The sequence below is a fragment of the Saccharothrix lopnurensis genome, from assembly GCF_042658445.1.
Lineage (GTDB): Bacteria > Actinomycetota > Actinomycetes > Mycobacteriales > Pseudonocardiaceae > Actinosynnema > Actinosynnema lopnurensis.
Window position 1 is genome coordinate 123730 of record NZ_JBHSQO010000006.1, and the last position, 24950, is coordinate 148679.

29 protein-coding genes are annotated in these 24950 nt (G+C 73.6%); 13 read left to right on the forward strand and 16 right to left on the reverse strand.

Annotated elements, in window-relative coordinates:
* Positions 1–63: 63 nt before the first annotated feature.
* Positions 64–753, reverse strand: a complete 690-nt coding sequence (locus ACFP3R_RS08495) for a demethylmenaquinone methyltransferase (protein WP_380634418.1) — start codon at positions 751–753, stop codon at positions 64–66.
* A gap of 478 nt (positions 754–1231) precedes the next feature.
* On the opposite strand from ACFP3R_RS08495, the gene ACFP3R_RS08500 reads away from it, so the two are divergent.
* Positions 1232–2056: an inositol monophosphatase family protein gene (locus ACFP3R_RS08500; RefSeq protein ID WP_380634420.1), complete on the forward strand. Its 825-nt coding sequence runs from the start codon at positions 1232–1234 to the stop codon at positions 2054–2056.
* 113 nt (positions 2057–2169) lie between these two features.
* On the opposite strand, the gene ACFP3R_RS08505 is transcribed toward ACFP3R_RS08500, so the two are convergent.
* From ACFP3R_RS08505 to ACFP3R_RS08540, 8 genes are read right to left on the reverse strand one after another with little or no spacing between them, the layout of a single operon-like run.
* Positions 2170–2694 carry a hypothetical protein gene (locus tag ACFP3R_RS08505; protein WP_380634422.1) on the reverse strand — a complete coding sequence of 175 codons (525 nt, stop codon included), beginning with the start codon at positions 2692–2694 and terminating at the stop codon, positions 2170–2172.
* A 42-nt stretch (positions 2695–2736) separates the two neighbouring features.
* The gene (locus ACFP3R_RS08510) at positions 2737–3348 is read right to left on the reverse strand and encodes a hypothetical protein (RefSeq protein ID WP_380634424.1); all 612 of its coding nucleotides are present in this window, start codon (positions 3346–3348) and stop codon (positions 2737–2739) included.
* 18 nt (positions 3349–3366) lie between these two features.
* Positions 3367–4389, reverse strand: coding sequence for a 1,2-phenylacetyl-CoA epoxidase subunit PaaE (paaE, locus tag ACFP3R_RS08515; RefSeq protein ID WP_380634426.1), 1023 nt, complete (start codon positions 4387–4389; stop codon positions 3367–3369).
* On the reverse strand, positions 4390–4890 hold the full coding sequence (paaD, locus tag ACFP3R_RS08520; protein WP_380634428.1) for a 1,2-phenylacetyl-CoA epoxidase subunit PaaD: 501 nt from the start codon (positions 4888–4890) through the stop codon (positions 4390–4392).
* 2 nt (positions 4891–4892) lie between these two features.
* Positions 4893–5780 (reverse strand): 1,2-phenylacetyl-CoA epoxidase subunit PaaC, encoded by an 888-nt coding sequence (gene paaC, locus ACFP3R_RS08525; protein ID WP_380634430.1) that lies wholly within the window; start codon positions 5778–5780, stop codon positions 4893–4895.
* Complete coding sequence (gene paaB, locus ACFP3R_RS08530; RefSeq protein ID WP_380634431.1) at positions 5777–6061, reverse strand: 1,2-phenylacetyl-CoA epoxidase subunit PaaB; 285 nt, start codon at positions 6059–6061, stop codon at positions 5777–5779. The genes paaC and paaB overlap by 4 nt, the downstream gene beginning before the upstream one ends.
* Entirely contained in the window at positions 6058–6993 is a 936-nt protein-coding gene (gene paaA, locus ACFP3R_RS08535) for a 1,2-phenylacetyl-CoA epoxidase subunit PaaA (RefSeq protein ID WP_380634433.1), read from the reverse strand. Before paaA ends, paaB begins: the two co-directional genes overlap by 4 nt.
* 54 nt (positions 6994–7047) lie before the next feature.
* Positions 7048–7482, reverse strand: a complete 435-nt coding sequence (locus ACFP3R_RS08540; protein ID WP_380634435.1) for a DUF3592 domain-containing protein — start codon at positions 7480–7482, stop codon at positions 7048–7050.
* Positions 7483–7545: 63 nt separating this feature from the next.
* On the opposite strand from ACFP3R_RS08540, the gene ACFP3R_RS08545 reads away from it, so the two are divergent.
* Genes ACFP3R_RS08545 through ACFP3R_RS08555 form a run of 3 tightly spaced genes read left to right on the forward strand, consistent with a single transcriptional unit; the run spans position 7546 to position 10488 of the window.
* Complete coding sequence (locus ACFP3R_RS08545) at positions 7546–8775, forward strand: isochorismate synthase (RefSeq protein ID WP_380634437.1); 1230 nt, start codon at positions 7546–7548, stop codon at positions 8773–8775.
* A gap of 50 nt (positions 8776–8825) precedes the next feature.
* Positions 8826–9386 (forward strand): RNA polymerase sigma factor, encoded by a 561-nt coding sequence (locus ACFP3R_RS08550; RefSeq protein WP_380634438.1) that lies wholly within the window; start codon positions 8826–8828, stop codon positions 9384–9386.
* Positions 9379–10488: a CU044_5270 family protein gene (locus ACFP3R_RS08555; protein WP_380634439.1), complete on the forward strand. Its 1110-nt coding sequence runs from the start codon at positions 9379–9381 to the stop codon at positions 10486–10488. The genes ACFP3R_RS08550 and ACFP3R_RS08555 overlap by 8 nt, the downstream gene beginning before the upstream one ends.
* Before the next feature lie 47 nt (positions 10489–10535).
* Here the strand turns inward: ACFP3R_RS08555 and ACFP3R_RS08560 are convergent, their stop codons facing one another.
* The gene (locus ACFP3R_RS08560) at positions 10536–12029 is read right to left on the reverse strand and encodes a M1 family metallopeptidase (protein WP_380634440.1); all 1494 of its coding nucleotides are present in this window, start codon (positions 12027–12029) and stop codon (positions 10536–10538) included.
* Between the two features lie 57 nt (positions 12030–12086).
* Complete coding sequence (gene menD / locus ACFP3R_RS08565) at positions 12087–13712, reverse strand: 2-succinyl-5-enolpyruvyl-6-hydroxy-3-cyclohexene-1-carboxylic-acid synthase (RefSeq protein ID WP_380634442.1); 1626 nt, start codon at positions 13710–13712, stop codon at positions 12087–12089.
* Positions 13713–13910: 198 nt separating this feature from the next.
* Between menD and ACFP3R_RS08570 the strand changes: the two genes are divergently transcribed.
* The 4 genes from ACFP3R_RS08570 to ACFP3R_RS08585 all read left to right on the forward strand — a co-directional run bounded on the left by ACFP3R_RS08570 (position 13911) and on the right by ACFP3R_RS08585 (position 18512).
* Positions 13911–14822 carry a 1,4-dihydroxy-2-naphthoyl-CoA synthase gene (locus ACFP3R_RS08570; protein WP_380634444.1) on the forward strand — a complete coding sequence of 304 codons (912 nt, stop codon included), beginning with the start codon at positions 13911–13913 and terminating at the stop codon, positions 14820–14822.
* Positions 14823–15307: 485 nt separating this feature from the next.
* A complete protein-coding gene (gene menE / locus ACFP3R_RS08575; protein WP_380634445.1) occupies positions 15308–16267 on the forward strand; it encodes an o-succinylbenzoate--CoA ligase in 960 nt (319 codons plus the stop codon).
* Between the two features lie 127 nt (positions 16268–16394).
* Positions 16395–17594 carry a hypothetical protein gene (locus ACFP3R_RS08580; RefSeq protein ID WP_380634447.1) on the forward strand — a complete coding sequence of 400 codons (1200 nt, stop codon included), beginning with the start codon at positions 16395–16397 and terminating at the stop codon, positions 17592–17594.
* A 45-nt stretch (positions 17595–17639) separates the two neighbouring features.
* Positions 17640–18512 carry a 1,4-dihydroxy-2-naphthoate polyprenyltransferase gene (locus tag ACFP3R_RS08585; protein WP_380634448.1) on the forward strand — a complete coding sequence of 291 codons (873 nt, stop codon included), beginning with the start codon at positions 17640–17642 and terminating at the stop codon, positions 18510–18512.
* A gap of 128 nt (positions 18513–18640) precedes the next feature.
* Here ACFP3R_RS08585 and ACFP3R_RS08590 read toward each other — a convergent pair whose 3' ends face one another.
* Positions 18641–19096 carry a hypothetical protein gene (locus ACFP3R_RS08590; RefSeq protein ID WP_380634450.1) on the reverse strand — a complete coding sequence of 152 codons (456 nt, stop codon included), beginning with the start codon at positions 19094–19096 and terminating at the stop codon, positions 18641–18643.
* A gap of 13 nt (positions 19097–19109) precedes the next feature.
* Positions 19110–20201: an L-cysteine desulfhydrase Cds1 gene (cds1, locus tag ACFP3R_RS08595; protein ID WP_380634651.1), complete on the reverse strand. Its 1092-nt coding sequence runs from the start codon at positions 20199–20201 to the stop codon at positions 19110–19112.
* A gap of 28 nt (positions 20202–20229) precedes the next feature.
* Between cds1 and ACFP3R_RS08600 the strand changes: the two genes are divergently transcribed.
* The 3 genes from ACFP3R_RS08600 (at position 20230) to ACFP3R_RS08610 (ending at position 21897) form a co-directional block, all read left to right on the forward strand.
* A complete protein-coding gene (locus ACFP3R_RS08600) occupies positions 20230–21222 on the forward strand; it encodes an ADP-ribosylglycohydrolase family protein (RefSeq protein ID WP_380634452.1) in 993 nt (330 codons plus the stop codon).
* 70 nt (positions 21223–21292) lie between these two features.
* Positions 21293–21601, forward strand: coding sequence for a PadR family transcriptional regulator (locus ACFP3R_RS08605; RefSeq protein WP_380634454.1), 309 nt, complete (start codon positions 21293–21295; stop codon positions 21599–21601).
* Positions 21598–21897 carry a hypothetical protein gene (locus ACFP3R_RS08610; protein ID WP_380634455.1) on the forward strand — a complete coding sequence of 100 codons (300 nt, stop codon included), beginning with the start codon at positions 21598–21600 and terminating at the stop codon, positions 21895–21897. The genes ACFP3R_RS08605 and ACFP3R_RS08610 overlap by 4 nt, the downstream gene beginning before the upstream one ends.
* Before the next feature lie 66 nt (positions 21898–21963).
* Here the strand turns inward: ACFP3R_RS08610 and ACFP3R_RS08615 are convergent, their stop codons facing one another.
* Together ACFP3R_RS08615 and ACFP3R_RS08620 are read right to left on the reverse strand one after the other, a co-directional pair.
* Positions 21964–22236: a DUF4229 domain-containing protein gene (locus ACFP3R_RS08615; RefSeq protein WP_380634456.1), complete on the reverse strand. Its 273-nt coding sequence runs from the start codon at positions 22234–22236 to the stop codon at positions 21964–21966.
* 30 nt (positions 22237–22266) lie between these two features.
* Positions 22267–22728 carry an Lrp/AsnC family transcriptional regulator gene (locus tag ACFP3R_RS08620; RefSeq protein WP_380634458.1) on the reverse strand — a complete coding sequence of 154 codons (462 nt, stop codon included), beginning with the start codon at positions 22726–22728 and terminating at the stop codon, positions 22267–22269.
* Between the two features lie 156 nt (positions 22729–22884).
* Here ACFP3R_RS08620 and ACFP3R_RS08625 point away from each other — a divergent pair, with 156 nt between their 5' ends.
* Both ACFP3R_RS08625 and ACFP3R_RS08630 read left to right on the forward strand, forming a co-directional pair.
* Positions 22885–23097: a BldC family transcriptional regulator gene (locus ACFP3R_RS08625; RefSeq protein WP_033428769.1), complete on the forward strand. Its 213-nt coding sequence runs from the start codon at positions 22885–22887 to the stop codon at positions 23095–23097.
* 52 nt (positions 23098–23149) lie between these two features.
* Positions 23150–23347, forward strand: coding sequence for a hypothetical protein (locus ACFP3R_RS08630; protein ID WP_380634653.1), 198 nt, complete (start codon positions 23150–23152; stop codon positions 23345–23347).
* Positions 23348–23385: 38 nt separating this feature from the next.
* On the opposite strand, the gene ACFP3R_RS08635 is transcribed toward ACFP3R_RS08630, so the two are convergent.
* On the reverse strand, positions 23386–24918 hold the full coding sequence (locus tag ACFP3R_RS08635) for a nucleotide-binding protein (protein WP_380634460.1): 1533 nt from the start codon (positions 24916–24918) through the stop codon (positions 23386–23388).
* Positions 24919–24950: the final 32 nt, after the last annotated feature.

Here is a 24950-nt window from a genome sequence, read left to right on the forward strand (position 1 = left end):
CCTTGTGCGTGTGTTCACAAAGTCAGGGCCGAGTCTACTTGCGCGGTGCCGGGGGCCGCGTCCCTAGACGGGCTTGGTGGCCTTGTGCAGCGCGACCACGCCCCCGGTGAGGTTCATCCAGGCCACGTCCTCCCACCCGGCGCGGGCCACGACCTGGGCGAGCGAGCGCTGGTCGGGCCACGTGCGCATGGACTCGGCCAGGTACTGGTAGGCGTCCGGGTTGGACGAGACGAAGCGCGCGACCAGCGGCAGCACCTTGAGCAGGTGGCGCAGGTAGACGAACCGGAACGGCCGGAACGTCGGCGTGGACACCTCGCAGACCACCAACCGGCCGCCGGGCCGCACCACCCGGCACATCTCGCGCAGCGCGGCCTCGGTGTCGTTGAAGTTGCGCAGGCCGAAGGACACCGTGACCGCGTCGAACGCCCCGTCGGCGAAGGGCAGGCGCAGCGCGTCGGCGGCCACCTTCGGCACCGGCCGGTGGGCGCCGCCCAGCAGCATCCCCAGCGAGAAGTCGGCCGCCACGCACCAGGCCCCGGACGCCGCGTACTCGACGGTGGACACCGCCGTCCCGGCCGCCAGGTCGAGCACCTTCTCGCCCGGCCGGGCGTCCAGCACGCGCCTGCTCCACTCCCGCCAGCGCCGGTCGAACCCGAGCGTCATGACCGAGTTCGTGCGGTCGTAGCCCTCGGCCACGCCGTCGAACATCTCGGCGACCTCGCGGGGGTTCTTGTCCAAACCTGCACGCGACATGGCAAAAGCGTAGGTGACGCCCACCTCCCCGGCACCGCGCCACCACCCAGCCGCCCCCGAACACCCACCTCACGAGCCCCGAACACCCAAGCTCACGCAACCTGAACGCACAACTCGCGGGGTCTGAACGTACGACTCGTGGGATCTGAACGTACGACTCGCGGGGTCTGAACGTACGACTCGCGCGGCGCGGGTGTTCGACACGTGCGCGAGTCGTACGTTCGGGACCACCGTGTCGTACGTTCAGGACCCCCGAGTTCAACGTTCGCGACGGCGCTCGGCGGCGTGGTCACCACGTTGGCGGGAAGATTTCGTGATGATCGCCACGCGTGGGTCGGTCACACCGCGGGGTGTGAGGACACGGTGGTGTGACACCTCGGCGAACGACCGCCGAACTCCTCGCGTCGCGCTTGACGTTGGCCCCCGCTTCACCTTCTGTACGCGTCGCGGTCACTCCGTGCGTTCACACTAGGTCGGCATGACCGTCTTGTCGTCACGCCCCGCCCGGCCCGTCGATCCCGGCCTGGTGTCGATCGCGCTGGAGATAGCGGGCCGCCTCGCCAACGACGCGTCGGACGTGATCATGGCGACGGCCGGCCGCGGCGCCCGGCCCGAGGACGACACCTCGCCGTTCGATTGGGTGACCGACACCGACCGGACCCTGGAGCGGCACACCCGGCGGGTGCTGACCGCCGAGTTCCCGGACATCCCGGTGTTCTGCGAGGACTCCGACGAGGACGTGGCGAGCGACGTCGAGTACCGCTGGGTGGTGGACCCGGTGGACGGCACGGCCAACTACGTGGCGGGGGTCCCGTGGTGCGCCTACAGCCTGGCGCTGGTGGACCGCTGGGGGCCGGTGGTGGGGGTCGTGGCCGACCCGTACCGGGCCCAGATCTACGCGGCCGCGCGCGGGCGGGGGATGCGGGCCAACGGGACGCCGGTGAAGCTGGGCGACCAGGCGGCGAGCGCGATCGTGTGCACGGAGATGACGCGGACGGGGCCGTGGCCGGGGATGGGCGAGTTCATCTCGCGGGCGGCGGTGGCCGGCACGGGGGTCCGGGTGCTGGGGTCGAAGGCGCTGGCGGTGGCGCAGGTGGCGCTGGGTCACGCGGCCGCGGCGGTGCTGCACAGCTACCACGAGTGGGACGTGGCGGGCGCGGTGGCGCTGGCGGTCGAGTCGGGCGCGGTGGTGCTGGACCGGAGGGGCGAGGACGACCCGCTGCCGGTGGACGGGCTGCTGGTGGCGATGCCGGAGGTGGCCGAAGAGGTGCTGGCGTGGTGGCAGTCCTCGACGAGTCGCTAGGCCGTTTGGCGGATGAGCCAAACTTGTGTATAGTTATTTTTGCCGGGCCCAATAGGGCTCGGAAGTGAACCCGGTTCACCTACCGGACGGTGGGTTGCCGGGTTTCGCGCTGTCTAGGGCACTTGCAGCCGGTGCACCCTCTCGATCAGGCCGGCGACCCGGCGTCGCCATTCGCCGCCCGCGCCGTAGCTCCACGCGATGGCGTCGCTCGCCCACAGCATCGGGTCCTCGTGCGGGCGGAAGTGCTCGTACTTCAGGTCGAAGATCTTGCGCACCACGAGGGCCAGGGTGTGCCGGTCATCGGCGTCCTGGTGCGCGCAGCTCTCCAGCACCAGCCTGGTCGCACTGATGTTGATCAGGTGACGCCCCGCACCCGCCAGGCAGATCTGCCGAGCCGCCCGGTCGTTCGAGTGATCGCACAGGAAGATTCGTGCGTGAACGCCGAGGGACTGCAACAGGGCGAGGATCTCCCTCCGCCGGGAGTCGCTCTCCCGGTTGAAGTGCAACCGGCGCTGACCCGGCTTGACCTTGGCGCGCAGGGCACCGCGGGTGCGGTCCAGGTCGCGCGGGAGTGCGATGACCACGGCGACCAGGTAGGTGGGACCGCGGCGGGACTCGTCGAGGAATGCTTGCCACATGACGAGATGATCCCAAAGGAGCAACGCGCTACTGCATCCGGCCTACTCGTTGCCCAGGTGGGGCAACTGCTGCTCCAGCACCTCCAGGTGCACCCGCGCCCGCTCCAACGACGGCTGGTTGAACATCTGGAGCGCCACCCGCCCCACCTCGTCCTCGAACGCGGTGAAGTCGCGCACCGCCGCCGACATCCGGTGCGCCACCGGGTGCCGCTGGTCGGCCCCCAGCGCCCGCCCCAGGTCGGCGATCCGCCGCACGTCCCCCAGCTCACCGCCGAACTGCGCGGCGATCCGCTCCAGCCAGTCCCGCGCCGGGGACGGGGGCACCGTCGCCACCGCGGCCGACACCCGGCGCACCGACAGCTCGCACCGCGCCACCATCGCCGACCAGCGGTCGTTCGGCGGCAGCCGCACGGGCGGCGGCGCGGGCGGCACCAGGGCGGGCTGCGGACGACGGCGGGCCGCGCCCACGATCACACCGATCAGGGTCCCCGGCAGGCCGCCCAGCGGCCCGGCCATGATCGACGCCCCGATGAACGTCCCCATCAGCTCACCGGCCGACGAGCCGTCGTCGTCCGACAGCGAGAAGCTCGTGGTCAGCAGCACCACCATCAGCGCCCAGCCGATGAGCAGTCCCCAGAGCGCCGAACGTCCCATGCTCCCCAATGTGCCAGATCAGGCGTCGAAATCGACGGTGATCTCCGCGGACACCGCCACCGCCTGGCACGTCAGCACGAACCCCGCCGCCACCTCGTGCGGCTCCAGCGCGTAGTTCCGCCGCATCTCCGCCTCACCCGACACCACGCGCGCCCGGCACGTCCCGCACACCCCGCCCTTGCACGCGAACGGCAGGTCGGAGCGCACCCGCTGCGCCGCGTCCAGGATCGGCGTCCCCGCGGGCAGCGGCACGGCGGTCTCCCGGCCGTCCAGCACCACGGTCGCGACGCCGACCGCGTCCGACGGCACGGCCCGGCGCGGCGCGGGCGGCGGCTCGTCGACGTAGAACAGCTCGTGGTGCACCGCCGTCGGCGGCACGCCCAGCGAGGTCAGCACCTCGCGCGACTCCCGCACCAGCCCGTGCGGCCCGCAGAGCCACCACTCGTCCACGTCCGCCCACGGCACCACCGTCGACAGCAGCGCCCGCAGCTTCGCCCCGTCCAGCCGCCCGGAGAACAGCTCCACGTCCCGGGGCTCCCGCGACAGCACGTGCACCAGCTGGAACCGCGTCGGGTAGCGGTCCTTCAGGTCGGACAGCTCCTCGGCGAACATCACCGTGTCCGCCCGCCGGTTGCCGTAGAGCAGGGTGACCCGCGCGCCGGCGGCCAGCTCGGTGGCGGCGATGGACAGCGCGGGCGTGATGCCCGACCCGGCGACCACCAGCCCGTGGTGCGCGCCCCCGGCGGGCGTGAAGTTCCCGATCGGCGGCGACACCTCCAGCACGTCGCCCGCCCGCGCCCGGTCCACCAGCAGCGACGAGAACCGCCCGCCGTCCACCCGGCGCACACCGATGCGCAGCGGCGCGCCGACCGGCGCGCAGATCGAGTACGACCGCCGCTCGTCGCCGTCGCGCAGGGTCACGTGCTGCCCGGCCTTGAACGCGAAGTCCTCGGCCAGCGGTCCGGGCACGTCGAACGTCACCGCGACGGCGTCCTCGCACAGCCGCTCGACCGACGCCACGGCCAGCTGGTGGAACGGCATTCAGATCTCCTTGACGTGTTCGAACGGCTCGTCGCAGTCCGCGCACCGCCGCAGCGCCTTGCACGCCGTGGAGCCGAAGCGCGACAGCTCGGCGGTCCGGGACGACCCGCAGCGCGGGCACGCCACCCGCCGCGACGGCGGCACCAGGTTCAGCGGCACCGGCCCGGCGGCGCGCGGCCCCAGCCGGGACGGCGGCGCGATGCCCGCCTCCCGCAGCTTCCGCAGGCCGTCCTCGCTGATCCAGTCGGTGGTCCACGCCGGCGACAGCGACGTGCGCACCTCCACCTGCTCGAACCCGGCCGCCAGCAGGGAGCGCCGCAGGTCGGCGCCCATCTCGTCCAGGGCGGGGCACCCGGAGTAGGTGGGGGTGATCGTCACCGACACCCGCCCGCCGGACTCGGTCACGTCCCGCAGCACGCCCAGGTCCGCCAGGGTGAGCACGGGCAGCTCCGGGTCGCGGACCCGGGCCGCCACGTCGTAGGCGCTGACCGCGTGGACCACGGCTACCACCTCGCGCCCGGCAGCGACCGGTGCAGGTGCTGCATCTCGGCCAGCAGGTAACCCATCACCTCGGTGTGCACGCCGTCCCGCCCGGCCAGCCCGTTCACCCGCGCCGCGGGCGGCACGTCGCCGGGCCGCGCCAGCCGCGCCGCCGCCAGCACCTCGTCCAGCACCCCGTCGACCTCGGCGCGCAGCCCGGCCGGGTCGACCGCCACACCGGCCAGCCGCAGCTCGACCGGGTGCGCGGTGAACAGCTCGTCCAGGTAGGGCCACACCCGCGCCAGCCCGGCGGCCATCCGCCGGTGCGACTCCCCGGTGCCGTCGCCGAGCCGCACGACCCACTGGGCCGCGTGGTCCCGGTGGTAGGCCAGCTCCTTCACGGACTTCTCGGCCACCGCCGCCAGCACCGGGTCCGCGCTCGCGCGCAGCCGCGAGCACTGGGCGAGCCTCCACGACGAGAACACCAGCAGCCGCGCCACCGTGGTGGCGAAGTCGCCGCCCGCGAAGGGGCCGCACTCGATCTCGGCCAGGTGCACGTTGCGGAACTCGCGCTCCTCGCGCAGGAACGCCAGCGCGTCCTCGTCGCGGCCCGCGCCCTCGGCCTCGGCGGCCCTGGTGAGCAGCATCCGGGCCTGGCCGAGCAGGTCGAGCGCGATGTTGGCCAGCGCCACGTCCTCCTCCAGCTCGGGCGCGCGCGAGGTCCACTCGGCCAGCCGCTGCGCCAGCACCAGCGCGTCGTCGCCCAGCATCAGGCAGTACGCCGACAGGTCGGCGCGGTCGACGCCCGCCGGCAGCTCCCGGTCGACCCCGGCCAGCGGCTCGGAGAACCCCGTCCCGAACGCCCAGTGCGAGTCCTCCTGGTCCACCAGGCCGTCGTAGGCGTTGCTCATAGGTGCGGCACGTCCTCGGGGATGGGGTAGAACGTCGGGTGCCGGTAGACCTTGTCGCCGTTGGGCTCGAAGAACGGGTCCTTCTCGTCCGGCGACGAGGCGGTGATCGCCGCCGCGGGCACCACCCAGATCGACACGCCCTCGTTGCGGCGCGTGTAGACGTCGCGCGCGTTGCGCAGGGCCATCTCGGCGTCCGGCGCGTGCAGCGACCCCACGTGCACGTGGTTCAGCCCGCGCTTGCCGCGGAGGAACACCTCCCACAGCGGCCACGACGCGCTCATGCCGCGCCCTCCACGGCGGCGGCGCGCTTGGCCGAGAACGCCTCGGCCGCCGCGCGCACCCACTCGCCGTCCTCGTGCGCCTTGCGCCGGTGCGCCACGCGCTGCTCGTTCGCCGGCCCGTTGCCGCCGACGACGCGCCAGAACTCGTCCCAGTCGGGTTGGCCGAAGTCGTGGTGGCCGCGGTCGGGGTTCCACCGGAGCTCGGGGTCGGGCAGCGCCACGCCCAGCTTCCCGGCCTGCGGCACGGTCATGTCGACGAACTTCTGCCGCAGCTCGTCGTTGGTGTTGCGCTTGATCCGCCACTTCATCGACTGCTCGGTGTTCGAGCTCTCCGCGTCGGGCGGGCCGAACATCATCAGCGACGGCCACCACCAGCGGTCGACGGACTCCTGGACCATGGCCCGCTGCGCGTCGGTGCCGCCCATCATCGTCATCAGCAGCTCATAGCCCTGCCGCTGGTGGAAGGACTCCTCCTTGCAGATGCGGATCATGGCCCGCGCGTACGGCCCGTAGGAGGTGCGGCACAGCGGGACCTGGTTGCAGATCGCCGCGCCGTCGACCAGCCAGCCGATCACGCCGACGTCGGCGAACGACAGCGTGGGGTAGTTGAAGATCGAGGAGTACTTCTGCCTGCCGGAGATCAACTTCTCGGTCAGGTCGCCGCGGTCCGCGCCCAGCGTCTCGGTCGCGGCGTACAGGTACAGGCCGTGCCCGGCCTCGTCCTGCACCTTGGCCAGCAGGATCGCCTTGCGGCGCAGCGACGGCGCGCGGCTGATCCAGTTGCCCTCCGGCTGCATCCCGATGATCTCGGAGTGCGCGTGCTGCGCGATCTGCCTGATCAGCGTCCTGCGGTAGCCCTCGGGCATCCAGTCACGCGGCTCGACGCGCTGCTCGGCCGCCACGGTGCGCTCGAACCGGTCCTCCAGGTCCATGAACCGATGTTACACCTGGAGGCCGATTCCGGGGAAGACTGTAACAAGGGGCGGTCACGGCCGCCGGCGCAGCCACCAGACCAGCGGCGACAGCACCGCCCACACGCCGAGCAGGAACGTGCCGACCGGCAGCAGCGCCAGCACGGCGGTGCGCCCGGCGACCCGCGCCACCTCGGGGTTGCCGGTGTCGTACTCGATGCGCACCAGCTGCCCCGGCTCCAGGCCCTCGGGGTACAGCACGCCCTGCTCCGGGCTGTGCACGGCGCCGTCGTCGGAGGCGAAGCGGACCACGGCGCGCTGGAACGACACCGACACGACCTCGGCCGTCGCCTTGCCCAGCCGCTCCTCGATCATGGCGTCGTCCCGCCGGCACGCCGCCAGCAGCACCAGGGCGATCAGCGTCACCAGCCCGCCGAGCACCAGCAGCGACCGGCCGAGCAGGAGCCGAACCGCCGGGCGGACCGGCGTCCTCAGTGCGTTGTCCACCACAAACACGGAGTCTAGGGCGGGCTCGGCGACCCGTCTCAGCCGTCGGTCCATACCCTCGCAACCGTGACCACAGCTCCCGCCTCCCGGATCGGACAGCGGCTGCGCGTGCGCACCGCGCACGCGCCGGACGTCGACCTGCTGGGCCGGCTGCCCGCGCCGACCGGCGCACTGAGCTGGGTGCGGGGCGGGTCCGGCCTGGTCGGGTGGGGCGAGGCCGCGCGGTTCGAGACCTCGGGACCGGACCGGTTCGCCGCCGCCGACCGGTGGTGGCGGGCGTTCACCGCCGACCTCGACGTGGACGACGAGCTCGGCGTGCCGGGCAGCGGGCCGGTGGCGTTCGCGAGCATGGCGTTCGACGACCACCCCGGGCACTCGGTGCTGGTGGTGCCGGAGGTCGTGGTGGGCAGGCGCGACGGGCGCGCGTGGGTGACCACGATCGGCGACCACGAGCCGCGCGGCACCACGCCCGTGCGCGGCCCCTCCCGGGTGCGCTACGCCGACGGCGAGCTGTCCGTCACGGCCTACCGCGAGGCGGTGCGCGCGGCGGTCGGGCGGATGCGCGCGGGCGAGCTGGACAAGGTCGTGCTGGCCCACGACCTGCTGGCCGTGGCGGACGTGGAGATCGACCACCGGTTCCTGCTGCGCGGCCTGGCCCGCCGGTACCCGGGGTGCTGGGTCTACGCGGTGGACGGCCTGGTCGGCGCCACCCCCGAGCTGCTGCTGCGCCGCACCGGCCGGGTGGTCGACTCGCGCGTGCTGGCGGGCACGACCTGGCCGCGCGACGGCGCGTCCGACGAGGAGCTGGCCGCCGCGCTGCTGTCGTCGCCCAAGGACCGCGAGGAGCACGGCTACGCGGTGGCGTCGCTGGTCGAGGCGCTGCGGCCGTTCTGCTCGACCCTGTCGGTGGACGGCCCGTCGGTGCTGCGGCTGCCGAACGTGTCGCACCTGTCCAGCGACGTGGTCGGCCGGCTGGGCGGCACGCCGTCGCTGCTCGCGCTCGGCGCGGCCCTGCACCCCACGGCCGCGGTCGGCGGCACCCCGCGCGCCGGGGCGGTGCGGGTCATCCGCGAGCTGGAGGGCCTGGACCGCGGCCGCTACGCGGGCCCGGTCGGCTGGATCGACGCCAACGGCGACGGCGAGCTGGGCATCGCGCTGCGCTGCGCGCGGGTGGAGGGCCGCACGGCGCGGCTGTTCGCCGGGTGCGGCCTGGTCGCCGGGTCGGACCCGGACACCGAGGTCCGCGAGGCGCACGCCAAGATGCGGCCGGTGCGCGAGGCGCTCGAAGGCCGCTAGGTGTGACCGGGGTCACGGGGACGCCGGGAGGCCGTGCGGCCAACCGGTACGTGACCACAGCACTGGACGAACCGCCGGACCTCCGCGGCCCCGACGTGACCGCCGCGTTCGCGGAGCTGTTCGACACCCACGCGCGCCGGCTGCGCGGCTACCTCGCCGGCCGCGTCGGCGAGTCGGCGGCCGACGACCTGGTGGCCGAGACGTTCCTGGTGGCGCTGAAGCGGCGGCACAGCTACGACCCGGAGCGCGCGCCCGTGAAGGGCTGGCTGTACGGGATCGCCACCAACCTGGTGCGGGAGCACCTGCGGCGCGAGGCGCGGGGTCGCCGGGCGGTGCTCCGCGTGGTCGGCCGCGCCGAACCCGAGCCCGACCACGGCCACCGGGTCGACGCCCGCGTCGACGCCCAGCGGCGGGCCGCGGTGCTGGCCGGCGCGCTGGCCGGGCTGCGCGACGAGGACCGCGACGCGCTCCTGCTCACCTCCTGGGCCGGGTTGACGCCCGCCGAGGTCGCCGCCGCGCTCGGCGAGAACGACAGCACCGTCCGCTCCCGGCTGCACCGGGTCCGCACCAGGCTCCAAGCCCTGCTCACCGAGGAGAACCCCGATGCGTGAACTCGACGACGCGCTGGACCTGCTCCACCGCGACGCGCGCACGTCGGACGCGCCGCTGGACGCCGTGCGCGCCCGCGTCCTGGCCGCCGCCGCCGACGAGGGCGCCGCCGCGAGCCCGTCGTCCCCGCGCTCCCGCCGCTGGTACGCCCCGGTCGCGGTGGCCGCGGCGGCCGCCCTCGTCGCCGGCGTGCTGGCGGTGGACCACCGGTCCCGGTCGGAGCAGCCGCTCGCGGTGCCGGGCGCCGGCAGCGCGTCGCCGGCCCCCGAGGTGCGGCTGCTGTCCGCGCCGGAGTACCTGAACCTCGCCGCCGACGCGATCACCGCCACCGACCTGCCGCTGGCGCCCGGCCAGTACCGGTACATCGCCGCGCACCAGTGGAACTCGATCAGCATGGTTTTCGGCCGGCCCGCCGACCAGCCCACCGCGGCCCCGGCCGGCTACACCTGGCTGCGGGAGTCGCGCTACGAGAAGTGGATCCCGCGGGACCAGTCCCAGGACTGGATGGAGCGCCGCACCCCGCTGGAGGGCCTGAGGTGGCTCGGCGGCACCGTGCCCGAGGCCGAGGCACCCGAGCCCGAGATCACGGAGACCGACACCGGCGAGCGGCGCGGCAGGTGCGGCGACTTCTTCCCCGAGGCCCGGCCGAAGAAGGTGTGCGGCGACCCCGCCGACTGGGACAACCCCGGGTTCTACGACGCCCTGCCGCGCGACCCGCAGGCCATCGTGGCGTACCTGCGCGACGCCACCGCGCACCGCGGCTCCGCGCCGACCGCGGTGTTCCACTGGGGCGTGGAGATCCTGCGCACCGGCCTCATGCCCGCCGACCTGCGCGCCCAGTGGTACCGCGCGCTGGCGCTGCTGGAGGGGGTGACCGCGTTCGAGCAGGGCGTCAACCTGGATGGCCGCACCGGCGTGGCCATCGGCATGGAGAGCCCGCTGGAGCGGCGCGAGCTGATCATCGACCCGGCCACCGGCGACTTCATCGGTGAGCGCACCGCCGCGGGTCCCGAGTCGTACGACCCCTGGATCGAGCCCGGCACGGTGACCGGCTTCAGCTCCATCACCACGACGGTCGTGGACGGGATCGGGCAGACCGGCTGAAGACCGGGTCGGGGGCCGTCCCACCGCCGGTGGGACGGCCCCCGGGCTCAGTGGTGGTGCCCGGCGAGGATCTCGTGCGTCTCCCGCATCTTCCGGAAGGACTTCGGCTCCGCCACCGCGGTGCGCGCCTGGACGCCCACCGCGCCCGGCAGCGCGGCCGGCTTGACGGGCGTGAACAGCCAGGTCCGGAACAGCTCGTCGAGCTGCTCCCCGGACACCTCCTCCGCCAGCGCGAGGAAGTCCTCGATCGTCGCGTGACCGCTGCGGTGCCGGACCAGCCACTCCCGCAGCAGCTCGAAGAACGCCTCGTCGCCGATCTCCAGGCGCAGCGCGTGCACGGCCAGCGCGCCCCGGTCGTACACGGCGCCGTGGAACTGGTTCGCCGCGCCCGGGTCACCCGGCAGCACCTGCCAGAACGGGCTGTCGGCCGGGTAGAGGTCGTAGAGGTACTGGGCGTTCTCCTGGGCCGTGCCCTCGCCCACGTGCTCGGACCACAGGAATTCCGCGTAGCTCGCGAAGCCCTCGTTCAGCCAGATGTCCCGCCAGCGCTCCACCGACACGGAGTCGCCGAACCACTGGTGCGCGACCTCGTGCGCCACCACGTAGGTGTTCGCGCCGCGGCGGAAGAACGCGGCGTCGTAGGTGGAGCGGGTCTGGTTCTCCAGGGCGAAGCCGATGCCCGGCGCGGCCACGCCGCCGTTGGCCTCGAACGGGTAGGGCCCGAAGCTCCCCTCCAGGAACTCCGTCACCTCCACCGTGCGCTCCAGCGAGGCGACGGCCGCGTTGCGGTCCGCGCCCAGCCGCTCCGAGTAGGCGGTGATCACCGGGCGGCCCGCCGAGTCGGTGTCCTGCCTGACCTCGAACTGGCCGATCGCCAGGAACGCCAGGTAGGTGGCCTGCGGGGTGGTGCTGCGGTAGCGCCACCGGGTCCAGCCGTTGATCTGCTGGGCGGTCCCGCCGAACAGGCCGTTGGACAGCACCTCCACCCCGCTCGGCACGGCCACCGACACGTCGAACGTGGCCTTGTCGGTCGGGTGGTTGTTGCTCGGGAACCACCACGGCGCGATGTCCGGCTGGTCGATGGCCAGCGCGCCGTCGGGGGTGCGCTTCCACGCGGTGTAGCCGTCCTGCGCGCGGCCGGAGGGCACGTCGGCGTAGGTGACGACGATGGTCAGGTCGGTGCCCGCGCGCAGCGTGCCGGGCGGGTCCACGGTCAGCTCGCCACCCCGCTGCACGTGCTCGGCCGGGCGGTTGTTGACCCGGACCGACTTCACCGCCAGCAGGAAGTCGAGGTTGAAGCTGGTCAGCTCCTGGGTGGTCCGGGCCAGGATCGTGGTGGTGCCGGACAGGTCGTCGGTGGCCGGCTGGTAGTTGAGCCGGATGTCGTAGTGGGAGACGTCGTAGCCGCCGTTGCCCGCGCCCGGGTAGTACGGGTCGCCGATGCCGGGCGAGCCGGGCTGGGCGGCGGTCGCGGTGCCGGCGAGCAGCAACAAGGACGCCGCGGTGGCGGTGCCGAGGGACAGCTTCGCTCTCAGGGACATGCGGCGAAGCTAGTCCCGGCCCCCCGGCTCATGTACCCCCGTACGTCGGTGGTTCGGCTACTGGAAAGCGGTTGACACGGCCGCTTTGAGGCGTGCGTGGAGATCGCGCAGTTCGCCCCTCTCCACCCTGATCTCGACCACCGTCAACCCCTTCGGGCGATCCAGCGCCCGGCGCAGCTCGGCCGGCGTGCGGACGGCGGTGTGCGGGACGCGGTGGGCCCGGCAGAGCGCTTCGAGGTCGGCGCCGTGGGGGGTGCCGAACACGCGCTCGAAGCTGTCCGCGTGCTCCGGGGAACCCTGCTCCAGCAGCGCGAAGATGCCGCCGCCGTCGTCGTTGACGACCACCACGGTGAGGTCCGGGCGGGGTTCCAGGGGACCGATCAGCAGGCCGTTGCTGTCGTGCAGGAACGTCAGGTCGCCGATCAGGGCGTAGGTGGGGCCCTGGGCCAGCGCGATGCCGGCGGCCGTGGACACGCTGCCGTCGATGCCCGCCACGCCCCGGTTGGCGTGCGTGCGGACGTCCCGGCGCGGCGCGGCGACCAGGTCCACGTCGCGGACCGGGTTGGAGGAGCCGAGGAACAGGTTCGTGCCCGGCGCGACGGCGGCGACCAGGTCGCGGGCCACGTGCAGGCCGGTCGGCCAGGGCTGCTCGGCCAGCAGGTCGTCCACCACGTCGGCGACCGCCTTGTCGGCGTGCTGCCAGCCGGTGAGCCAGTCGGGGTCCACCTCGTGCTCGCCGCTCAGCACCAGGTCGGCCGAGGTGTGCGTGGCGGCGAACCGGGGGTCGGGCCACTCCGGGTCGTCGGACAGGACGTGCACGACCGGGGTCGAGGCGATGAGCTTGAGCACACCCCGGGAGAGGGTGGCGCGGCCCACCACGACCACGGCGTCCGGGCGCAGGTGGTCGGGCAGGCCCTCGGCGTTGAGCAGCAGGGAGCCGTGGCGCAGGCCGTGGCCGGTCGGTTCGGCCACGACCGGCCAGCCGGCGCGTTCGGCCAGGTCGGAGAGGTCGCGGTCGGTGTCGCCGACCACGACCAGGGTACGCGGGCCGAGGTGGTCGGTGGAGTGCGGCGAGGTCGTGGTGCGCGGGGCCGTGCGGGTCCACGGCATCCCGAACGGGCGGCCGTCGAGGTCCTCGGGCCAGCTGTCGTCGCCGTCGGGGACCAGGGGCTCCCGGAACGGGACGTTGACGTGCACCGGGCCGCCCGCGCGGGCGGTGGCCGCGGCGCGGCAGACCAGGGAGCGCCACAGCCCGTTCTGGCCGCCGCGCCGCTCGGCCACCGGCAGCTGGAGGGTGTCCAGGCCGAAGACCCGCTGCTGGTCGACGGTCTGGCTGGCGCCCGTGCGGTACAGCTCGACGGGGCGGTCGGCGGTCAGGGCGATCAGCGGTACGCCCGCGTACCTGGCTTCCAGCACGGCGGGGTGGAGGTTGGCGACGGCGGTGCCGGAGGTGCAGGTCACGGCGGTCGGGTGGCCGCTGCCCCGGGCCAGGCCGAGGGCCAGGAAGCCCGCCGTGCGCTCGTCGACGCGGACGTGGAGGGTGAGCCTGCCCCGCGTCGCCGCCTCGTGCAGGGCGAACGACAGGGGCGCGTTGCGCGATCCGGGGCTCAGCACGACGTGGCGGACGTCATTTCGGATCAGCTCGTCGACGAGCACCCTGGCCTGCGCGGTGGACGGGTTCACCTGGCCATTGTCACCCAGTACACGAATGGGCGACTCACCTTGCCACATCGAACACACGTTCGAACAATGAGATCATGACCCCCCACCAGGACTCCAAGCCCCGACTCCCCCACCGCCGAGCGGCCCCGTTCTCGGCTCCGGCCCGGCCCCCGGCTCCCCACCGGGTCCCGGGCGGCCCGCGGGCATATTGTCGCCCGCGTGGCAGATCAGGACGTCTCCGAGCTGTTCGACCCGTCCCGCTGGAAGCGCGTGGAGGGCTTCGACTTCACCGACCTCACCTACCACCGCGCGGTGGACCAGGGCACGGTGCGCATCGCGTTCAACCGGCCGGAGGTGCGCAACGCCTTCCGCCCCCACACGGTCGACGAGCTGTACCGCGCGCTGGACCACGCGCGGATGAGCTCGGACGTCGGCTGCGTGCTGCTGACCGGCAACGGTCCGTCCCCCCGTGACGGCGGGTGGGCGTTCTGCTCGGGCGGCGACCAGCGCATCCGCGGCCGCAGCGGCTACCAGTACGCCTCGGGTGAGACGGCGGACACCATCGACCCGGCCAGGGCGGGCAGGCTCCACATCCTGGAGTGCCAGCGCCTGATCCGCTTCATGCCGAAGGTGGTGATCGCGGTGGTCCCCGGCTGGGCCGCGGGTGGCGGGCACAGCCTGCACGTGGTGTGCGATCTCACCCTGGCGAGCGCCGAGCAGGCCCGCTTCAAGCAGACGGACGCGGACGTCGGCAGCTTCGACGGCGGTTACGGCTCGGCCTACCTGGCGCGGCAGGTGGGGCAGAAGTTCGCCCGGGAGATCTTCTTCCTGGGCCGCGCCTACACCGCCGAGGAGATGCACCGGATGGGCGCGGTCAACGCGGTGGTGCCGCACGAGGAGTTGGAGTCGACGGCCCTGGAGTGGGCGAGGGAGATCAACGGCAAGTCGCCCACGGCCCAGCGGATGCTGAAGTACGCCTTCAACCTCATCGACGACGGACTGGTCGGCCAGCAGATCTTCGCCGGCGAGACCACGCGCCTGGCCTACATGACGGACGAGGCGGTCGAGGGCCGCGACGCGTTCCTGGAGAAACGCGACCCGGACTGGTCCCCCTTCCCCTACCACTACTGACCCCGCCACCGACCGCGATGATCACCATCGAGGCAGTGCGGGCAGCCCTGGCCGGCGCCGTGTCCAGCGGTGCAGGCCCGAGCAGCGCTGTTCCGGACAGCGCCGCCCCGAGCAGCGCCACACCGGACAGCGCCACACCGCCCACTTCCCCCAGCCCTGCTACCACGAACCCGGCCGCCGATCCAGCCACCACCAACACGTCCGCCACCAACCCCGGCCCAACCACCGATCCAGCCGCCACCAACCCGACCACCGCCGACCGCGCTCCAAGCCCTGGCACCGATTCCGCGCTCCGAAGCCACGCCGAAGCCAAGGGAGGTACCGATACGCACCCACCCCTCCTCATCGCCCAGCCAACCGCTGCTCAGCCCCCGGCCTCAGTTCCGGCTGCGGTCCCGGCTCCGGCTCCCACTCCCCCCGCTCCGGGTTCCCCTCCGGCCGCGCCACCCCCTCCCCTCCCCCTCCAGGGCTGGGAGACCGAGGCGGTGCTGGCGGTGGGCACCTCCGGCTCCACCGGCGAGCCCAAGACCGTCCTGCTCTCCGCCTCGGCCCTGGTGGCCTCGGCCCGACTGACGCACGCCCGGCTCGGCGGGCCCGGCACGTGGTTGCTCGCCCTGCCGACCACCCACATCGCCGGCATCCAGGTGCTGGTCCGCTCGGTGGTGGCCGGGACCGAACCGGGGGTCATGGACCTCGCGGACGGTTTCCGGGCCTCCGGCTTCGCCGCCGCCGCGCGGGAGGTGCTGGCCCGACCCGGGCGGCACTACACCGCGCTCGTGCCGACCCAGCTGTCGCGGCTGACGGCCACGGACGGGCCGGGGCTGGCGGCCGTCCGCGCGTTCGACGCCGTGCTCATCGGCGGCGCGGCCACCCCTCCGGCGCTGCTCGCACGGGCTCGCGGCCTCGGGGTGCGGGTCGTCACCACCTACGGCATGAGCGAGACGTCCGGCGGCTGCGTGTACGACGGGCTGCCGCTCGACGGCGTGCGCGTGCGGCTCGTGGACGGGCGGATCGAGGTCCGGGGGCCGGTGCTGGCCCTGGGCTACCGGGGTGGGGAGCGGTTCGGCGAGTGGTTCCGGACCGGGGACCTCGGGCGCATCCGCCCCGACGGCGTGCTGGAGGTGCTGGGGCGCGCCGACGACGTGATCATCAGCGGTGGCGAGAACATCCCGCCGACGCTGGTCGAGCGGGTCCTGGTCGCCCAGCGCGGGGTGCGCGAGGCGTGCGCGGTCGGCCTGCCCGATCCCGAGTGGGGTCAGGTGGTGGCCGCCGCCGTCGTGCCCGAAGATCCCGGGGACCTGCCGGACCCGGAGGCGTTGCGTGCGGCGGTGGGGCTCTCGATCGGGCGGTTCGCTGTGCCGAAACGGGTGATTTTCGTGTCCGAGCTCCCGCTGCGGGGACCCGGAAAAGTGGACCGGCGCGCCGTGTTCGGCACATTTGGGTGATTTTTTCTCCAAGCGACATGCTTGTTGGTTGACAGGTAACTCCCATCACGATTGGCTCAGCGGTGCCGGAGCACGTGGCCCTGCCGCGGTCCCCACCGCACCGCGTGTCCGGACGAGGAGTGCTGCGATGACCAGGCGCTACCTGTTACCGCTAGCTGTCGCCGCCGCCCTGACCACGGCCCTGGCGGCACCTGCCGCCGCCGCGGCCGACACCCAGTGGCGAGCCGACCTGACCACCCTCAACGACGACGACACCGGTGTCACCGCGCACCAGGGCGCCGTGCGGCTCGACCGCGCCGCGCCCTCGCCCGCGAGCACGCGGCGGGCCTCCGTGCGCACCGGCTTCCTGCTGCTCGACCCCCGGGAGCTGGACTCGCCGGCCAACGCGGTCGCCGCGACCGTCCGGAGCACCGTCCCGGCCGGCGCCGAGGTGGCCGTGGACGTGCGCGGCGCGCTCGGCGGCGACCAGTGGACCGAGTGGGTCGAGGCCCGTCCCGACGCGCCCGCCGTCCTGCCGCGGGCCGTGCGGACCGTGCAGGTCCGGCTCGCGCTGACGGCCGAGGGCGACTCGCCCGAGGTGCGGGAGCTCGACCTGCGGGCGCTCAACCGGCCGGCCGGCGAAAGCGTCGGCGCGGAGGCCGCGGGCCTGTCCTACCGGGTCTACGCGACCCGCGAGGGCCTGGTCGGCGGCACCACCGCCAACGGCCACGTCATCGTGTCCCGCGACCACTTCGCCGCCCTGCCCTCGCGGCGCGGCCTGTCGGCCAAGGGCACCGGGACCTACAGCGTCCGGGTGTGCGCGGCGAACGGCCGGTGCGAGTGGGCGCCGGTCTGGGACGTCGGCCCGTGGAACACCAAGGACGACTACTGGAACCCGGCGGCCACCCGCGAGTCGTGGAAGGACCTGCCCCAGGGCAAGCCGCAGGCCCAGGCCGCTTACCAGGACGGCTACAACGGCGGCAAGGACCAGTTCGGGCGCACCGTCGCCAACCCGGCGGGCATCGACCTGGCCGACGGCACGTTCTGGGACGGGCTGAAGCTGACCGACAACTCGTGGGTGACCGTCACCTACCAGTGGACCGGCTCCGGCCCGGCCGGGTTCGTGCGCACCTCCAGCACCCCGCTGAACGTGCGCAGCGCCGCGAACAGCACGGCCTCGCAGGTCGGCCTGGCCGCCAACTACGCGCAGGTGCGGGTCGAGTGCCAGGTCACGGGCGAGTCGGTGACGGGCACGCAGGGCACGTCGAACATCTGGTACCGGATCGCCGCGGGCAAGTTCATCGCCAAGGCGTACGTGTCGGGAGTCTCGGGCGCCACGAACTGCTGACACCCGGAAGCGGGTCCCCGTTCACCATGTCGGAGGATGTTCCGCATGGCCACAGTCGCCCAGTGGGTTTCGGGGACCCGCCCCCGCACGCTCCCGAACTCGATCGCGCCGGTCCTGGTCGGCGCGGGGGCCGCGCACCACATCGACGGCTTCCACCTCACGTGGACCCTGCTGGCCCTGGTGGTGTCGGTCGCGCTCCAGATCGGCGTGAACTACGCCAACGACTACTCCGACGGCATCCGCGGCACCGACGCCCACCGGGTCGGGCCGTTCCGCCTGGTCGGCTCCGGCGCCGCGAACCCGAAGGCGGTGCGCCTGGCGGCGTTCGCGGCCCTGGGCGTCGCCGCGGTCGCGGGCCTGCTGCTGGTCGTGCTGTCCGGCCGGTACTGGATGATCGCGTTCGGCGCGGTCTGCCTCGCGGCGGCGTGGTTCTACACCGGCGGGCGCAAGCCGTACGGGTACTCGGGCCTCGGTGAACTGGCCGTGTTCCTGTTCTTCGGCCCGGCGGCCGTGCTCGGCACCCTCTACGTGCAGAGCGGCGAGATCACCGGCATCGGCATCGGCGGCGCCGTGGCGATGGGCGCGTTCTCCACCGGGGTGATGATCGCCAACAGCCTGCGCGACATCCCGACCGACGTGCGGGCGGGCAAGCGCACCCTGGCCACCACCCTGGGCGACCGGGACTCGCGCCGCCTCTACCTGGCCCTGGTCGCGGTCCCGTTCGTGATCACCCTGGCCGTCTGCCTCCGCGAGCCCCTGGCCCTGCTCGGCTTCCTCGCCCTGCCGCTGGTGGTGCTGGGCGCGCGCCGGGTCGTGAAGGGCGACAAGGGCCGCGACCTGATCCCGGTCCTGCGCGACACCGGTCTGGCGATGCTGGTGTGGGGCATCGCGGTGCCCGCCGCCCTGGTCCTGGGCTGAGGCTGACGCGCGGGCTCGGCGGTACGCCCGGACGTGAACCACCGGCGCTCACCGAGCGTGACGTCCTGCCGGCGCAGGCCCCCGGTGCTCACCGGGCGCAACGCCCTACCGGGGCGGGCTCCCGGCCCTCACCAGGCGTCCTCGGTGAAGCTCATCGGCTCGTCGTCGTCCCCGGGCTCGGGCTTCGGCGGCGGCTCCACGCGCGGCTCCTCGCCCCGGCACAGGGCCGCCAGCGCGTCCCGGTCCGCCTCCAGGGCCGCCCGCACGCCCCGGTCGCCCGCCGCCTCGCCCATCAGCACCTGCCGCCAGCTCAGGTGACCGCCGGCGATCCGCCGCTGGAGCGCCTGGAGCTCCGGCGACGCCGCGTTGGACTTCGCGTACCGCATGACCCGCCGCACGTCCTCGGCCGAGGGTTCGCGCCGGGGTCGGCGCAGGGCGGCCGCCTCGCGCACCGCCCGGTCGGCGTCGGCGACCGACCTGGCCAGCACGTCCTCGGCCGTGAGCACCTCCGCGGTCCGCCACGCGCCCACCACGAACCCCTCTCCGTCCCCGCTGCGACGCGCGGCGGCCGCCCCGAGTTCCACCGCGACCGGAAAATCAGCCGGACCAGGTGCCCGTGGTCCGGAACCGGACCAGCGCCTCCAGGTGCGGCGCCAGGTCCATGCCCTGCTCGGCCACCCACCCGTCGTCGTAGTAGGTGTCCGCGTAGCGCTCGCCGCCGTCGCACAGCAGGGTGACCACGCTGCCCCGCTGCCGCGAGGCCCGCATCTCCGCGATCAGCTGGAACGCGCCCCACAGGTTCGTGCCGGTCGACCCGCCGACCCGCCGGCCGAGCACCTCCTCGACGTGCCGGATGGTGGCGACCGATGCCGCGTCGGGGACCTTGATCATGCGGTCGATGACGTTGCCGATGAACGACGGCTCGACGCGCGGGCGGCCGATGCCCTCGATCCGCGACCCCTGCCCCCCGACCAGCGAGGTGTTCCCGTCGCGCCACGCGTCGAAGAACACCGAGTGCTCCGGGTCCACCACGGCCAGCCGGGAGCGCAGCCGCCGGTAGTGGATGTAGCGGCCGATGGTGGCGCTCGTGCCGCCCGTGCCCGCGCCGACCACCACCCACTCCGGCTCGGGCGCGGCCTCCATCGACATCTGCTCGAACACCGACTCCGCGATGTTGTTGTTCCCCCGCCAGTCGGTGGCCCGCTCGGCGTGGGTGAACTGGTCCATGAAGTGCCCGTGGAGGTCCGCCGCCAGCCGCCGCGACTCGTCGTAGATCGCGGACGGCTCGTCGACGAAGTGGCACCGCCCGCCCTGGCGCTCGATCAGCGCCACCTTCTCCGGGCTGGTCGACCGGGGCATCACCGCGATGAACGGCAGCCCCAGCAGCCGGGCGAAGTACGCCTCCGACACCGCCGTGGACCCCGAGGACGCCTCGATCACCGGTGTGCCGCCGACGATCCAGCCGTTGCAGATGGCGTAGAGGAACAGCGACCTGGCCAGGCGGTGCTTGAGCGAGCCGGTGGGGTGGGTGGACTCGTCCTTCAGGTACAGGTCGATCCCCCACTCCAGCGGCAGGGGGAAGTGCAGCAGGTGCGTGTCGGCGCTGCGGTTGGCGTCCGCCTCGATGATGCGGACCGCCTCGCACACCCAGTCCCGGGTGCGGGAACTGCATCGGTCTACCGAAGAAATCACGTCCGGCACGATAACTTCTCCCACCGTGACCTCACCCCTGAGCAGCTCGTTCCGCGGCAGCCTCCTCGCCGGCGCCGTCGGCGACGCGCTCGGCGGCTCGATCGAGTTCGACCGGATCGACCGCATCCGGAGCCGCTTCGGCCCCTCGGGCCTCACCGACTACGCCCCCGCCTACGGCCGGCTGGGCGCGATCACGGACGACACCCAGATGACCCTGTTCACGCTGGAGGGCCTGGTCCTGGCCCGCCGCCGGGGCAGCGACCCGGTGCACGAGGTGCGCGTGGCCTACGGGCGCTGGCTGCGCACCCAGGGCGGTCCTGAGGTGCCGCACGACGGGTGGTTGCTGGACGTGCCCGAGCTGCACCAGCAGCGCGCGCCCGGCGCCACGTGCCTGGCCGCGCTGCGCTCGGGCGCGCCGGGCACGGTGGACGACCCGATCAACGACTCCAAGGGCTGCGGCGCGGTGATGCGGGCGGCGCCCGTGGCGCTGTGGTCGGACGACGTGCGCGAGGTCTTCGGGCTGGCCGCCGCGACGGGCGCGCTCACCCACGGCCACCCCAGCGGCTACCTGTCGGCGGGCGTGCTGGCGGTGCTGGTGCGGCAGGTGCTGGCCGGGGCCGACCTGGTCGACGCGGTCGGCACCGCCCGCGCGGAGCTGGTCCGCTGGGCCGGGCACGAGGAGCAGCTGAGCCTGCTCGACCTGGCGGTGGAGCTGGGCGCGCGCGGCGTGCGGCCGACGCCCGAGGTGGTCGAGACCGCCCTCGGCGGCGGCTGGGTCGGCGAGGAGGCGCTGGCGATCGCGGTGCTCACCGCGCTGGCCGCCCGGGACCTGCCGGACGGACTGCTGCTCGCGGTCAACCACTCGGGTGACAGCGACTCGACCGGCGCGCTGTGCGGGAACCTGCTGGGCGCGCGGGACGGCGACGGGGCGATCCCGGGGCACTGGCTGGCGGGCCTGGAGCTGGCCGACGTGGTGGACCGCCTGGTGGGCGAGGCGGGCGAGGTGTTCGGGTTCTAGCGCCGCGCCCGGGGGTGCCCGCGCCCGCCGGCCGTGGACACGCTTTATCTACATAGGTAGCATTGGGGCCGTGGAACCCCTCGGACGCATCGGCCGGACCACCGTCGACGTGCTGGCCGTCCTGCTGGACAGCGACCGGCCGCGCTGGGGCCTGGAGATCATCAAGCTGACCGGCCGCCCGTCCGGCAGCGTCTACCCGCTGCTCGACCGCCTGGAACGGGCGGGCTGGGTGACCTCCGACTGGGACGACGACAGCGACCGGCGCGGCCCGCGCCGACGGCTGTACGTGCTCACGCCCGACGGTGCCCGCGAGGCCGTCCGGGTCTGCGCCCGGAAGGCCCGTCCCACCACCGCCACCCGACCGGAGGTAGCCCGATGACCCGTCTCGCCCTGGCCCTGGTGCGGGTGGCCGCCGCGCTGCTGCCGCCGTCCCAGCGGGATCGCTACCTGGAGCAGTGGCGGTCCGACGTGGCGGGCGCCCGGGAGGTGGGCCTGCACCCGCTGGGGGTCGCGTTCGGCGCGGTCCGCATCGCCCGCCGGGAGGGGGGCCCGGTCCTGCCGCCCGTAGGCCCGCTGGCACTGGCCCTGCGGCTGCGCGAGAGCACGAACGTCGGGGCCGTGCTGGCGGTGGTGCTGCTGGCGAACCTCGGCGGGGTGATCCTGCTGGTGATCTGAGCGGCGCGATCGGACGGCAGGACCGGGTGGCCGGATCGGCGCGACCAGGCGGCGCGACCGGCGCGGTCAGGCGGTGGTGTCGGGGACGCTGTCGCCACGTAGCTGGGCGCGCAGGCGCTCGCGCTCGGCGCGGCGGACGGCCTGCTTCGCTTCCAACCCCTCCGCCACCCGGTTCCTCAACCCCTTGAACACGAACAGCGACAGGGGCAGCGCCACCACCACGCCCACGACGAGCGCGACCAGCAGCGGCACGTCGACGAGCACGAGCAGCGCGGTGATCGCGGCGACCATGCCCAGGCGCGCGCAGATGTAGAGCGTCACATCACGACCCAGGTGCACGGTTCCCCAGGCTACGCCGCCCCTCCGGGCTCAGGCGTCGGGGCCGGTCGTGGCGGGGTTGGGACGCCCCTCGAACCGCGTGGACAGCACGACCGTGGTGCGCGTGCGCGCCACGCCCGGGATGCGCCGCAGCCTGCCCAGCGACCGCTCCAGGTCGTCCACCGTGGCCACCCGCACCTTGACGATGAACGACTCGTCGCCGGCCACCCGGTAGCACGACTCGACCTCGATCAGCTCGCCCAGCGCGACGGCCAGGTCGTCGTCGTCGGCGGTGTCGGTGGGGTGGACGCCGATCAGCGCGGTCACCCCCAGGCCGACGGCGCTCGGGTCGACCACGGCGTGGTAGCCGGTGATGACCCCGGTGGCTTCGAGCTTGCCGACCCGCTCGTGCACGGCGGAGGCCGACAGGCCGACCTTGCGGCCCAGGTCGGCGTAGGTGGCCCGACCGTTCGCCCGGAGAGCGGCGATGATCTGGCGATCAAGAGCGTCCATCGGGTACAGGGTAGGGCCAGGGAGGTCGATGTCCGAACCGCGCGCTTCGTCCCTTACTACCTCTTTACCATCACCCAAGCGTTCGAGTACCCGAAGGGTGTGATGCCACGATGCGTCCGGTACGTCTGTTCACCAGCGGGGAGGATCACCGTGACCGTGACGCAGGGACACCAGGGGGAACGGCTGCTCACACCGGGCGAGGTCGCGAACCTGTTCCGGGTCGACCCCAAGACGGTGACCCGCTGGGCCACCGCGGGTCGCATCGGTTCGATCCGCACGCCGGGCGGGCACCGGAGGTTCCGCGAGTCCGAGGTGCAGCAGCTGTTGTCGCAGCTGACCACCGAGGCGACCGAACCGGTCAGGCACTGACACCGCACACCTCCGGCACGAGGGTAATCTCGTGGCAAAGGAGGTGGCGACCATGCTGTACCTGCTCGCGGTGGTCGGTGCGCTGACGATCGCCGTGCTGCTGTGGCGTGCGTTCGGACCGGACCGGCTCGACACCGCCCCCAGTCGTCGGTTCGTGGCGCCCGACGACAACCCGGACTTCCTGCGGGAGCTCGGTGAGCAGCGCAAGAAGCCGCAGGACCGCAAGGAGCCGCAGGACGAGGAAGAGTGACGTCGGGGGGCCTCGCCACCGAGGCCCCCTCGTCGGGACTAGCTGTTGGGGAAGTCGTCCGCCACGGTGGCGGCCAGCTCCAGCAGGGCCAGCCGGGTCGCCGGGTCGAGCTTGTCCAGCTCGATCTCCGCGCCCTCCTCCAGGTGCGAGTCGAACGGGATGCGCACCACCGCGCGGCACCGCTGGGCGAAGTGCGCGGCCAGCTTGTCCAGGTCCACCTTGCCCGAGCCCGGCCGCACCGAGTTGATCACCACGACGGACTTCGCCACCAGCTCGCGGTAGCCGTGCGCGTCGAGCCAGTCCAGCGTCGCCGCCGAGGTCTGCGCGCCGTCCACCGAGCCGGACGACACCAGCACCAGCGAGTCGGCCTGGTCGAGCACGCCCTTCATGGCCGAGTGCATCAGGCCGGTGCCGCAGTCGGTCAGGACGATGTTGTAGAACAGCTCCAGCAGCGAGACCGTGCGCAGGTAGTCCTGGTCGCTGAACGCCTCCGACACGGCCGGGTCCTGGTCGGACGCCAGCACCTCCAGCCGGCTGGGCGACTGCGAGGTGTACGCGCGCACATCGCTGTACCGGGTGATGCGCGAGGCGTCGCGCAGCAGGTGCCGCACGGTCGCCGTGGTCTCCCGGGGCACCTTCAGCGCCAGCGTGCCCCGGTCGGGGTTGGCGTCCACCGCGATCACCCGGTCACCGCGCAGCGACGAGAACGTGGAGCCCAGCGTGGTCGTCGTGGTGGTCTTGCCGACACCGCCCTTGAGGCTCAGCATCGCGATCTTGTAGCACCCGCGCAGCGGCTGGTTGATCCGCGCGATCAGCTCGCGCCGCCGCAGGTCGGCCGGGCTCTCGCCCAGGTTGACCAGGCCGCCGGTCACCGCGTGCAGGGTCTTGCGCCAGCCGGACTGCGGCGGGCGCTTGGCGCGCTTGATCAGCTCCTGCGAGGACATCGAGTTCGCGTTGGCCTGCTGCTGCGGCTGCGGTTGCGGCTGGACGCTCTGCGGGAAGTTGTTGGGGAACCCGCCCTGGAACTGCGCGCCCTGGAACTGCCCCGGGCCCACCGGGTACGGGCCGGACTGCGCGCCGGGCACCGGGTAGGCGCCGGACTGGCCGCCCGACACGGCGGGGTACGGACCCGACTGGCCACCGGACACCGGGTACGGACCCGACTGGCCACCCGGCACCGGGTAGGCGCCGGACTGGCCACCCGAGACCGGGTACGGGCCCGACTGCGCGCCGGGGACCTGGTACGGGCCGGACTGGGCACCGGGGACCTGCTGCGGACCGGGCTGGCCGGGCACCTGGTACGGCCCGGACGGCGCGCCCTGCGCCGGGAAGCCGCCGGAGGGCGGGCCGGTCACCGGGCCGATGGCCGCCGGGTCCAGGTACACCGTCTGCGGCTCCACGTACCGGGGCTCGGGGTGCGGCTGGGGTTCGGCGTACTGGGGCTCGGGGTGCTGGGCGCCGGGCGCCTGCTCGACCTGGTGACCGCCCGACTGGTTCGGGTTGGGCTGCTGCCCCTCCTCGCCGGGCGGCTGCTGCCACGACGGCTCGGGATTCTCGTAGCGACCGGTCACCGCTGGGGTCCTCCCTGAGCTGAGCGGATCGA

Coding starts and splice junctions, on each gene's coding strand:
- ACFP3R_RS08495 (WP_380634418.1), bottom strand. CDS start 753: ATGTCGCGTGCAGGTTTGGACAAGAACCCCCGCGAGGTCGCCGAGATG.
- ACFP3R_RS08500 (WP_380634420.1), top strand. CDS start 1,232: ATGACCGTCTTGTCGTCACGCCCCGCCCGGCCCGTCGATCCCGGCCTG.
- ACFP3R_RS08505 (WP_380634422.1), bottom strand. CDS start 2,694: ATGTGGCAAGCATTCCTCGACGAGTCCCGCCGCGGTCCCACCTACCTG.
- ACFP3R_RS08510 (WP_380634424.1), bottom strand. CDS start 3,348: ATGGGACGTTCGGCGCTCTGGGGACTGCTCATCGGCTGGGCGCTGATG.
- paaE (WP_380634426.1), bottom strand. CDS start 4,389: ATGCCGTTCCACCAGCTGGCCGTGGCGTCGGTCGAGCGGCTGTGCGAG.
- paaC (WP_380634430.1), bottom strand. CDS start 5,780: ATGAGCAACGCCTACGACGGCCTGGTGGACCAGGAGGACTCGCACTGG.
- paaB (WP_380634431.1), bottom strand. CDS start 6,061: ATGAGCGCGTCGTGGCCGCTGTGGGAGGTGTTCCTCCGCGGCAAGCGC.
- paaA (WP_380634433.1), bottom strand. CDS start 6,993: ATGGACCTGGAGGACCGGTTCGAGCGCACCGTGGCGGCCGAGCAGCGC.
- ACFP3R_RS08555 (WP_380634439.1), top strand. CDS start 9,379: ATGCGTGAACTCGACGACGCGCTGGACCTGCTCCACCGCGACGCGCGC.
- ACFP3R_RS08560 (WP_380634440.1), bottom strand. CDS start 12,029: ATGTCCCTGAGAGCGAAGCTGTCCCTCGGCACCGCCACCGCGGCGTCC.
- ACFP3R_RS08580 (WP_380634447.1), top strand. CDS start 16,395: ATGACCAGGCGCTACCTGTTACCGCTAGCTGTCGCCGCCGCCCTGACC.
- ACFP3R_RS08585 (WP_380634448.1), top strand. CDS start 17,640: ATGGCCACAGTCGCCCAGTGGGTTTCGGGGACCCGCCCCCGCACGCTC.
- ACFP3R_RS08610 (WP_380634455.1), top strand. CDS start 21,598: ATGACCCGTCTCGCCCTGGCCCTGGTGCGGGTGGCCGCCGCGCTGCTG.
- ACFP3R_RS08620 (WP_380634458.1), bottom strand. CDS start 22,728: ATGGACGCTCTTGATCGCCAGATCATCGCCGCTCTCCGGGCGAACGGT.
- ACFP3R_RS08630 (WP_380634653.1), top strand. CDS start 23,150: ATGCTGTACCTGCTCGCGGTGGTCGGTGCGCTGACGATCGCCGTGCTG.